General features: G+C 69.1%; 10 protein-coding genes. 4 read left to right on the forward strand and 6 right to left on the reverse strand.

What is annotated here, in order from left to right:
• The coding region (locus G6038_RS29025; protein WP_165042172.1) for an LCP family protein at positions 1-1,621 on the forward strand (1,621 nt) is incomplete at its 5' end.
• An 83-nt stretch (positions 1,622-1,704) separates the two neighbouring features.
• The gene (phoU, locus tag G6038_RS29030) at positions 1,705-2,412 is read left to right on the forward strand and encodes a phosphate signaling complex protein PhoU (protein WP_165042174.1); all 708 of its coding nucleotides are present in this window, start codon (positions 1,705-1,707) and stop codon (positions 2,410-2,412) included.
• A gap of 75 nt (positions 2,413-2,487) precedes the next feature.
• On the opposite strand, the gene pstB is transcribed toward phoU, so the two are convergent.
• The 6 genes from pstB to G6038_RS29060 all read right to left on the reverse strand — a co-directional run bounded on the left by pstB (position 2,488) and on the right by G6038_RS29060 (position 8,336).
• Positions 2,488-3,264, reverse strand: a complete 777-nt coding sequence (gene pstB / locus G6038_RS29035) for a phosphate ABC transporter ATP-binding protein PstB (RefSeq protein WP_006936402.1) — start codon at positions 3,262-3,264, stop codon at positions 2,488-2,490.
• Between the two features lie 52 nt (positions 3,265-3,316).
• Positions 3,317-4,225 carry a phosphate ABC transporter permease PstA gene (gene pstA / locus G6038_RS29040; RefSeq protein WP_165042176.1) on the reverse strand — a complete coding sequence of 303 codons (909 nt, stop codon included), beginning with the start codon at positions 4,223-4,225 and terminating at the stop codon, positions 3,317-3,319.
• A 4-nt stretch (positions 4,226-4,229) separates the two neighbouring features.
• Complete coding sequence (gene pstC, locus G6038_RS29045; protein ID WP_165042178.1) at positions 4,230-5,285, reverse strand: phosphate ABC transporter permease subunit PstC; 1,056 nt, start codon at positions 5,283-5,285, stop codon at positions 4,230-4,232.
• A gap of 58 nt (positions 5,286-5,343) precedes the next feature.
• The gene (pstS, locus tag G6038_RS29050; RefSeq protein WP_165042180.1) at positions 5,344-6,462 is read right to left on the reverse strand and encodes a phosphate ABC transporter substrate-binding protein PstS; all 1,119 of its coding nucleotides are present in this window, start codon (positions 6,460-6,462) and stop codon (positions 5,344-5,346) included.
• A 238-nt stretch (positions 6,463-6,700) separates the two neighbouring features.
• Entirely contained in the window at positions 6,701-7,597 is an 897-nt protein-coding gene (mshD, locus tag G6038_RS29055) for a mycothiol synthase (protein WP_165042182.1), read from the reverse strand.
• A 10-nt stretch (positions 7,598-7,607) separates the two neighbouring features.
• Complete coding sequence (locus G6038_RS29060; protein ID WP_165042184.1) at positions 7,608-8,336, reverse strand: response regulator transcription factor; 729 nt, start codon at positions 8,334-8,336, stop codon at positions 7,608-7,610.
• Between the two features lie 127 nt (positions 8,337-8,463).
• Between G6038_RS29060 and G6038_RS29065 the strand changes: the two genes are divergently transcribed.
• Together G6038_RS29065 and G6038_RS29070 are read left to right on the forward strand one after the other, a co-directional pair.
• Positions 8,464-9,243, forward strand: coding sequence for an LmeA family phospholipid-binding protein (locus G6038_RS29065; RefSeq protein WP_165042186.1), 780 nt, complete (start codon positions 8,464-8,466; stop codon positions 9,241-9,243).
• Positions 9,240-9,713, forward strand: coding sequence for a thioredoxin family protein (locus tag G6038_RS29070; RefSeq protein ID WP_165042188.1), 474 nt, complete (start codon positions 9,240-9,242; stop codon positions 9,711-9,713). Before G6038_RS29065 ends, G6038_RS29070 begins: the two co-directional genes overlap by 4 nt.
• Positions 9,714-9,935: the final 222 nt, after the last annotated feature.

The following is a 9,935-nucleotide window of genomic DNA, read 5'->3' on the forward strand; positions in this document are numbered from 1 at the left end:
ACCGGGCAGCCCGCCGCCCCCACCCCCGCGTGACGACAGCGCCGGACGGCGGGACGACGACCCCGACCGGCCGCCCGCACTGCCCCAAGCCGTCGGTGGCGACGGCCTGAGCAGGCTGGCTCTGAGCAAGCGCCGCAAACGCCGGCGCCTCGCGACCGTGGGACGCACCGCCCTGGCGTTGCTGTCCGTGCTGACCCTCGTCGGCAGCGGCCTGGTGTGGGGCTACGTGCGTTCCACCGAGGCCGGATTCGCCCAGATCGCGGCGCTGGACACCGAATCCACCGACATCGTCGACCCCGGCGGGCAGACCGGCGACGAGACCTACCTGATCATCGGCACCGATACCCGTGCCGGGGCGAGCGGGGCAATCGGTGCCGGCACCGTCGCCGACGCCGAGGGCGCACGCGCCGACACCGTCATCCTCGTCAACATCCCCGCCGACCGCAGTCGCGTCGTCGCCGTTTCCTTTCCGCGCGACCTGGACGTGACGCGGCCCGTGTGCCGGGGCTGGGACAGCACCACCGGCGAGTACACGTCGGAGACGTTCCCCGCCGCCGAGGGCGACAAGCTCAATGCCACCTACGCGCTGGGCGGGCCCAAGTGCCTGGTGAAGGTGATCCAGAAGCTGTCCGGCCTGAAGATCGGGCACTTCGTCGGAATCGACTTCGCCGGCTTCGAGAGCATGGTCAACGAGGTCGGCGGCGTCGAGGTGTGCACGCCCACCCCCCTCGTCGACGGGGAGCTCGGCACCATCATCGAGGCCGCGGGCACCCACACCCTCGACGGCCGCCGGGCCCTGGACTACGTGCGGGCCCGCAAGGTCGAGTCGGAGGGCAACGGCGACTACGGGCGTATCACCCGGCAGCAGAAGTTCCTGTCGTCGCTGCTGCGCTCGGCCATGTCGAACAAGGTCCTGTTCGACCCCGGCAAACTGAACGGATTCATCAACGCGTTCACCCGCGCCACGTTCGTCGAGAACGTCGACACCGAGTCCCTCGTCCGGCTCGGCCGCTCGCTGCAGAGGGTCGAAGCGGGCGCCGTCACCTTCCTCACCGTGCCGACAGCCGGAACCAACGAGTGGGGCAACGAGATTCCGCGTCTCGACGACATCAAGGCGATCTTCGACGCGATCATCGACGACGAACCGCTCCCCGGCGAGAAACGCGATGTTCCCGAGCCGGCATCGTCCGCGCCGTCGGCAGCCCCCCTGCCTGCACAGACCGCGGTGGACCCCTCGACGGTGTCGGTGCAGGTGTCCAACGCCTCCGGCGAATCCGGCCTCGCGGCCCGGACCGCGGAAGAACTCGGCGCCTACGGTTTCCCGATCTACAGCGTCGGCAACTACTCCGGCACGAGCAAGGAGACCGTCGTCCGCTTCTCCCCCGGACAGGAAGCCGAGGCGTTGACGCTGGCCTCCGCAGTTCCGGGGGCCGTGCTGCAGGAGTCCCAGGACCTCGGCGGCATCGTGGAACTCGTCCTCGGCACCGGGTTCGTCGGCAGCATCGCTGCTCCGACCGAGATGGGCTCGGTCCTGCCGACGGTGCCGATCCAGGCCGCCGAGGAGAACGAGCTGCCGGTCGACCTGTCGATCACCAACGCGGGCGACGATTCCTGCGCCTGAGCAGCACCTCGAGCCCGTCCATTCACCCGGCGTTCACCCGCTGCTCGTGACTCGGCTTTGTCTGCGCCGTAGTCTGTGTCATTATGCGCGTCGTATACCACGAACAGATGACCGAGCTCGCCGATCTCCTCGGAGAGATGGCGGGCCTTGCGGGCCTTGCGATGGAGCGGGCCACCCAGGCGCTGCTCCAGGCGGATCTGGCGCTCGCCGAGACCGTGATCGGCGAGCACGACAAGATCACCGACCTGAGTACCCAGTGCGAGGAGAAGGCCTTCTCGCTCCTCGCCCTCCAGGCTCCGGTCGCCGGTGATCTGCGTTCTGTGGTCAGTGGCATCCAGATCGTCGCCGACATCGACCGGATGGGTGCGCTGGCACTGCACGTCGCAAAGGCGACGCGACGCCGGCACCCCAAACATGTTCTGCCCGAAGAGGTCAACGGCTACTTCGCCGAGATGGGCCGGATCGCAGTCTCGCTCGGCGCAGCGACCAGGGAGATCCTCGAGACGCGCGATCCCGAGCGGGCGGCCCGGCTCCACCAGGAGGACGAGGCGATGGACGATCTCCATCGTCACCTGTTCACCGTGCTCATGGACCGGGAGTGGAAGCACGGCGTGGCCGCGGCTGTGGATGTGACACTGCTGGGCCGGTTCTACGAGCGGTTCGCCGACCACGCCGTCGAGGTGGGCCGTCGCGTGATCTTCCTGGTCACCGGCAAGCTCCCCACCGACGAGGATTTCCGGGCGATGCGTGAGCGCGTCGACAAGCTCACGGTGTATCCGCAGGACCAGTAACCCGACGCGGAAAGGCCCCGCCCGGAGCTTCCGGGCGGGGCCTTTCCGCGTCCGCGGTGCCGAAGTCGCAGCGGCTCAGCCGAAGCGGCCGGAGATGTAGTCCTCCGTGGCCTTCTGGGTGGGGTTCGAGAAGATCTTCTCGGTGTCGTCGATCTCGACGAGCCGGCCCGGCTTGCCGGTGGCCTCGAGGTTGAAGAACGCGGTCTGATCACTCACACGCGCGGCCTGCTGCATGTTGTGCGTGACGATCACGATGGTGTAGTCCTGCTTCAGCTCAGCGATCAGGTCCTCGATGGCGAGGGTGGAGATCGGGTCGAGAGCGGAGCACGGCTCGTCCATGAGGAGCACCTCCGGCTGCACCGCAATGGCGCGGGCGATGCACAGACGCTGCTGCTGGCCGCCCGACAGGCCGCCGCCGGGCTTGTCGAGGCGGTCCTTGACCTCGTTCCACAGGTTCGCGCCGCGCAGCGACCGCTCGGCGATCTCGTCGAGCCTGTTCTTCTCGCGCACGCCCTGCAACTTCAGGCCGGCGACGACGTTGTCGCGGATCGACATGGTGGGGAACGGGTTGGGGCGCTGGAACACCATGCCGATCGTCTTGCGGACGCCGACCGGGTCGACGGACGAGTCGTAGATGTCCTCGCCGTCGAGCAGCACGGAGCCCTCGACGCGGGCACCGGGGGTCACCTCGTGCATGCGGTTGAGCGAGCGCAGCACGGTGGACTTGCCGCAGCCCGACGGTCCGATGAACGCGGTGACGTTCCGCGGGGGGACGGACAGCGTCACGTCGGAGACGGCGTGGAACTTGCCGTAGAAGATGTTGACGTCCTTGAGGTCCAGACGCTTGGCCATTACCGGCTCCCTACTGGTGTATCGAAATCGAAGGGTGTGTACATGAGGTGACCTACTTGGTGCGCACCTGGGAGAAGTGGCCGACCGCCTTGGCAACGATGTTGAGGATCGCGATGACGAGGATGAGGGTCAGGGCGGCGCCCCAGATCCGCATCGTGCCAGCGTCGGTCGGGTTGTTCATCTCCGCCACCATGACACCGGGCAGGCTGCCCATCTCGCCGCCGAACAGGTTGAAGTTGATGAACGGCGCGTAGCCGACGAGGATCAGCAGCGGAGCGGTCTCGCCCATGACGCGGGCCAGGGCCAGCATGACGCCGGTGATGATGCCGGGCAGCGCGGTCGGAATCACGATGCGCGCGATGGTCTTCCACTTGGGCACACCGAGGGCGTAGGAGGCCTCGCGCAGGTCCTGCGGCACGATCCGGAGCATTTCCTCGGTGCTGCGCACCACCACGGGAACCATGAGCAGGACCAGCGCCAGGGACACCGCGAAGGCGGACTTCGGGAAACCGAAGGTGGCGATCCACAGGGCGTAGATGAAGAGTGCGGCAACGATGGAGGGGACACCGCTGAGGATGTCCACCATGAAGGTGGTGATCCTGCCCAGTCGCGTGCCGGCACCGTACTCCACGAGGAAGATCGCCACGAAGATGCCGATCGGGATGGAGATCACCGCACACACCAGGCCCTGCAGCAGGGTTCCGATGAGAGCGTGGTAGATGCCACCGCCCATCGCGGACGCGGACAGACCGCTCAAGGAATTGGTGAACCAGGTGGCGCTGGTCAGGGCGGGAAGGCCCTTGACGATCACGGTGATCAGCACCCAGGCCAGCGGCACGAGAGCGACCAGCACCGACACGGTGACCAGGACGGTGGCGGTGAGATCCGAGACGCGCCGACGGGTGCCGACACCCCGGAAGGTGGGGCCCTTGACCGGCGTCTCGAGGAGAGTGGTCGTCATGGCTTCAGTCCTTCTTTCCTGCGACGACCGCACGCGCCGCGGCGTTGACCACGAAGGTCAGCACGAAGAGCACCAGACCCGCGGCGATGTAGGCGCCGGCCTGGATGTCGTTGTTGAACTCGGCGTAACCGAGGGCGATCTTCGAGGCGATGGTGGCACCGCCGTCGAACAGCGACCACGAGAACGGCTGCGACGTGGTGCGCAGGATCAGGTACAGGGCCATGGTCTCGCCGAGTGCACGGCCGAGACCGAGCATCGAGCCGCTGATGTAGCCCGACTTGCCGAACGGGATCACCGTGGTCTTGACGACCTCCCAGCGCGTCGCACCGAGAGCGAGCGCCGCCTCGATATGGGACGTCGGCGTCTGCACGAACACCTCCCGGCTCACCGCGGCGATGGTCGGCAGGATCATCACGGCGAGCACGATGCCCGCGGTGAAGATGGTGCCGCCACCGAGGATGGAGCCCGAGCCGGACGCGAAAAGCGGGAACCAGCCGAGACTTTCGTTGAGCCACATCGCCAGCGGCCGGATCGCGGGGGCCAGGACCAGCAGGCCCCACAGGCCGTAGACGATGGACGGTACGGCGGCGAGCAGGTCGATGACGTACGCCAGGGGCTTCTTGATGCGCTCGGGGCAGTACGAGGTGAGGAAGATCGCGATGCCGAGTGCGACCGGCATCGCGAGCAACAGCGCGAAGAACGACACCAGCACGGTCACCTGGAACAGGTCGAGGACGCCGAACGCCATCGCGGCGATGTCCTGGGTGACCCACTCGCGGCTGGTGAGGAAGTTGACGGTGTTGCGCTGCAGCGCCGGCACCGCACGCCAGACGAGGAACACGCCGATGGCCGCGATGATCACCGAGATGAGAACGGCGGACCCGGAGGCCAGCGAACGGAAGATCCGGTCGCCCGGTCTGGTCAGCGGCCTGCTGTCGCCGCGCGCTGGGGTGGTAATCGTGGCCTCCGGGGTGTTGCCGTGCGGACCGCCCGCCCCGGGCCCGGCATCGCTGCCGGACCCGGGAGTGCGAGGTGCGGATTTGGTGGGCGCGTCACTCATCTGCGCTCGCGATCTCTCTCTGCTGGGGATTGACGGTACGGTCCGCGGCGCTCATCGGCTAGGCGATGGCGTTGATCGACTCGGTGAGCTTCGCCTTGAAGGACTCGGGCAGCGGCACGTAGCCCTGCTCGGCGAGGCCTTCCTGGCCCTCGTTGGCGGCGCTGACGAGGAACGACTTCACGGCCGCGGAGGTGTCGGCATCGTAACCGGCGGAGCACACGATCTCGTAGGTCGCGAGCATGATCGGGTAGGCCCCTTCCTGCTTCGTGCCGAAGATCGAGGTCAGGTCGAGCGTCAGGTCGCCCTCACCGGTCGGAGCGAAGGTCGCCGCCTCGATGGCCTTCGACGCGGTCTCGTCGGTCAGCTCCACCGCGCCGGATCCGTTGTCGATCTGCGCGACGTTCAGGCTGTTCTGGTCGGCGAAGGACTTCTCGACGTAGGTGATCGCGCCGGGTGCGCTGGCGACGGCCTGGGCGACACCGGCCGATCCCTTGGCGCCTTCACCGACACCGCCGGTGAAGTCGGAACCGGCGCCGGTGGTCCAGGCACCGTTCGAGGCGGCCTCGAGGTACTTCTGGAAGTTGTCGGTGGTGCCCGACGAATCCGAGCGGACGATCGGGGTGATGGCCGAATCCGGAAGGCTCACACCCTCGTTGAGAGCCGCGATGGCCGGGTCGTTCCACTGCTTGATGGTGCCGTTGAAGATCTTGGCGACGGTCTCGCCGTTGAGCACGAGGTTGTCGACGCCCTCGACGTTGTACGCGACGGCGACCGGACCGAAGACCAGCGGCAGGTTCCAGGCGGGGTTGCCGGCGCAGCGCTCGGCGGCCTGGGCGGCCTGCTCGCTCTTGATGGCGGAGTCGGAGCCGGCGAAGTCGATCTGGTTCGCGATGAACTGGGTGCGGCCGTCACCGGAACCCGACGGGTTGTAGGCGACGTTGACGTTCTTGCCCTTGTCCTGGCAGACCGCGATGTAGGTGGACACGAACTGGTCCATCGCGTTCTTCTGCGCGGACGACCCGGCGGCGGACAGCGTTTCCTTGCCCTCACACGTCGCGGCCGACGCGGACGCATCCACGTCCGTCGAGGCGGCATTGTTGTCGCTGCCGCATGCGGCCAGGGTGAGGGCACCTGCGGCCACCACACCGAGCAGGGCGCCATTGCGCTTGAGGTTCACTCGTACTCCTCCGGAATTCGCGACCGGCACGCCCGCGACACGGGCGGCGGCATCAGGCGCGGGGTGATCCCGGCGCCGGACCGGCATGCTGCGGCCCGTAATGGAAAGTTAATGAGGACGGGTTGACGGTGGGACGCCCGAAGGTGAACGCGACGTGAACGCGAAAAGTACACCTGCAGTCCGTATGGTCGACGTCACACGACATTCACGGGTCGGACTCGTCCGGTACGTGCTCCGCTCATGCTCTCGCGTATGCGAGATCCACGTGGAATCGCTCGAATCCGAGCCGGCCGTAGGTGTGCAGCGCGGCGTCGTTGTCGCCCTCGACGTACAGCAGCACCGCGCCGAGCCCGCGCTCACCCAGATACCGCAACCCGGCGAGCGTGAGCAGCCGGCCGAGACCGCGCCCCTGCGCCCCGGGATCGATGCCCACCACGTACACCTCCCCGATCGCCGGCTGGTCCGCCGTGCCGGCGTGCACCTTCGTCCAGTGGAAGCCGAGGAGCCGGTCCGGGTCCTGCTCGTCGAAGACGAGGAACACCCCGGCCGGATCGAACCAGGGCTCGCTGCGGCGCTGCGCGACGTCACGCTCGGTCCAGCGGCCCTGTTCGGGGTGCCACGCGAAGGCGGCGGCATTGACCCGCAGCAGTTCCGCGTCGTCCTCGGGTCCGCGGTAGGTCCGCAGGATCAGGCCGTCGGGAACCTGCAGGGCCGGCAGCTCGGCCTCCCCGAGGGGGCGCCGCAGCTGCAGGAGCTCCCGGACCGGGGTCAGGCCGAGCCGCGCCGCGAGCGCCCGGGCGGACTGCAGGTCGCCGTGTGCCCACACCCGGGTGCCGGTGCCACCGGCGTCGAGGGCCGCGGCGACGAGCCGCGTCCCCACGCCGCGACGGCGGTGCGGCGGATCGACGACCACCTCGGCCATCGCCGGGTGCTCCCCGTGACCGGGGACCAGAGTGGCGTAGCCGACGATCGCGGCGGCCTCCACGGCCACCAGGTGCCGGACGTCGCCCTCGTCGGCGAGGGAGTGCAGCACCTGCTCGGACACCGGGGCCGTTCCGTCGGCGGCGTGGGCGCGGGCGACGAGCGCCTGCACCTCGGCGGCCTGCTCGGCGGACAGTCGGCTGACGAATTCCACGAGGGCGAGCCTAGTCCGCGAGCTCGGCGTCCTCGAACTCGACGGTGGCGGACCCGCCCTTCCCGGACTTGGTGGCGGGACGCACCGCCTTGTAGCCGACGTTGCGGACCGTGCCGATCAGGGACTCGTACTCGGGGCCGAGCTTGGCGCGCAGGCGCCGCACGTGCACATCGACGGTGCGGGTGCCGCCGAAGAAGTCGTAACCCCAGACCTCCTGCAGCAGTTGCGCGCGGGTGAACACCCGGCCGGCATGCTGCGCGAGGTACTTGAGGAGCTCGAACTCCTTGTACGTCAGGTCGAGGGGGCGGCCGCGCAGGCGAGCGGTGTAGGTGCCCTCGTCGATCGAGAGCTCCCCGAGCGTGATCTTGCCGGTGTTCTCGGGGCCCGCCGCCCCGCCGGACCGGCCGACCAGCAATCGCAGCCGCGCGTCCAGCTCGGCGGGGCCGGTGGTGGTGAGCAGGATGTCGTCCAGCCCCCACTCCGGGTTCACCGCCACCAGACCGCCCTCGGTGAGCACGGCGACGACCGGTATCGCCGACCCGGTGCTGCCGAGCAGCCGGCACAGGCCGCGGGCCGCAGCCAGATCCGTGCGGGCGTCGACGATGGCGATGTCCGCGGAACCCGCCTCGAGGAGCGACGACACCTCCGTCGGCGCCGGGCGCACCGAGTGCGCGAGCAATGACAGCGAGGGCAGGACCGCGTCCGGGGTGGGGTCGGAGGTCAGCAGCAACAGCTCCACCGTGCCTCCATTCTTCGCGGGCTGCGCGAAACTCGTGTAAACGACGCGCTACAGATTAACGCCACGACGGCGTTCACCGGGCAACCGCACTCGGGAAGCGGTGCGAGCCGTCCGTCACAATGGTGCGGTGCGCAAACTCATCCTCGCTCTCGTGACGCTCGTCGGAGTCGCGCTCCTGATCGATTTCGGCGCCGCGGCGTGGTCCGAGTACCGGGTCTCGCGGGCGCTGCGGGAGGGTGGGGCGCTGACGGCGGACCCGGCGGTGACCCTCCACGGATTCCCGTTCCTGACCCAGGCCCGGGCGGGCCGCTACGAGAACGTGGAGATCCGGGCGCAGGGCGTGCCCAGCGAGGGGCTCGGCGACATCACGATCGAGGCCAACCTGATCGGTGCCCATGCGGCCGCGGGCGAGCTGCTCGACGGTTCGATCCGCTCGGTGCCGGTGGACCTGCTGTACGGGCGCGTGATGATCGACGCGACCGAGCTCGGTCAGCTCTACGGCATTCCCGACCTGCAGGTGTCCGCTCCCCCGGCCGACAAGTCCGACGGCACCGGCGGATCCGGCGGCTCCGGACGCACCACCGCGGGCGGAATCGTCCTCACCGGCACGGTTCCGGTCGGCCCGGTCTCCGCGGAGGTCAGCGTGCAGGCGAACCTGCTGCTCGAGGGCGACACGGTGCGCATCGTCGCGTCGGACCTGTACTTCGGCCCGGAGGGACAGGCGGATTTCACCGTGCCGGATCCGCTGAAGCCGGCGGTGCTGGGCCTGTTCACCACCACGATCGAACCCCAGAACCTGCCGTTCGGGGTGCGCCCGACCGCGGTCGAGGCCCGTGGCTCGACGATCGTGATCGAGGGCGAGGCGCACCAGACCACGATCGACCTCGAGGAGGTTCAGCGCCTGTGACCGCTGTCGTCGTACTGCTGGTGGTGGTGGCTGCCGCCCTGATCACCGGAACCGTCCTGCGGGGCCGCGCGGGCAAGGTCCGCACGGTCGCGGCCGCCCCGGCGCCGGGGCCCGGTCCCCTGCTGGCCGCGGTGGGCGTGGGCACCGGTGGTGCGCCGGTGGTGCTGCACTTCTCCGCCGACTGGTGCGGACCGTGCGCTGCGGTGCGCCGGGTCGTCGCTCAGGTGGTCGCCGACCTCGCGGCCACCGGCGACGGGCTGCCGGCACCCCGCGACCTCGAACTGGACATCGACGAAAACCCGCAGTTGGCAAGGAAACTCGGCGTGCTGTCGCTGCCGACGACGTTCCTGTTCGACGCCGCCGGCACCGAAAGGTACCGGGTTTCGGGCGTGCCGACCGCGGCCGACCTGCGGGCCGCGCTGGTGCCGCTGCGCACCCCTGAGCCCCCGATCCGTCGAGACGTCGGCTAAGCTGCCTGCCGTGTCGACCTGCCGAGAGCTCATGCTCACCCGACGCCGCACAGTCGATCTGTGCCGCCTCGGCGGCTTCTGCTGTACCTGCTGCTGATCACCCCGGCCGAGACGCCCGACCGTCTCCGCGGCATCCGCTGCCGTCACCGGTGTGATCCCCGCGGTTGTCACCGCGACGGTTCGCCCCCACGCGTCCCCTCCCAGCAGGAGCACCACTCATGT

The organism is Rhodococcus sp. 14C212 (assembly GCF_011058195.1).
GTDB lineage: Bacteria > Actinomycetota > Actinomycetes > Mycobacteriales > Mycobacteriaceae > Rhodococcus > Rhodococcus aetherivorans.